The organism is Marinifilum sp. D714 (assembly GCF_030851345.1).
GTDB lineage: Bacteria > Bacteroidota > Bacteroidia > Bacteroidales > Marinifilaceae > Marinifilum.
In genome coordinates, this window is sequence record NZ_JALPNU010000092.1 from 1 (window position 1) to 344 (window position 344).

Sequence of the window (344 nt, forward strand, 5' to 3'; positions counted from 1 at the left end):
AAAGTTGTACGTAGGTGTTTTCCAAAGGCTGTTGTGGTTATTGATCGATTTCATGTCCAAAAACTGGCCAATGATGCGGTTCAGGAATTAAGAATTGATTACAGATGGAAAGCCATTGACAAAGAAAATAAGGCGATAAAACATGCCAAAACCAATGGAGTAGCTTATCAGAGTACATTACTTGCCAATGGAGATACTTTAAGACAGTTGTTAGTTCGCAGTCGTTTTCTCTTGTTCAAATCCCCTTATAAATGGAGCGATTCTCAAAGATTTAGGGCCAGCATTCTATTTGAGAAATATCCTAAACTAAAGAAAGCGTATGATTTGAGTCAGGCCTTAAAAAA

1 protein-coding gene is annotated in these 344 nt (G+C 36.9%); it reads left to right on the forward strand.

Annotated elements, in window-relative coordinates; translation table 11 throughout:
- On the forward strand, window positions 1-344 hold a 344-nt coding region (locus M0051_RS19845), incomplete at both ends, for a transposase (RefSeq protein ID WP_306743277.1).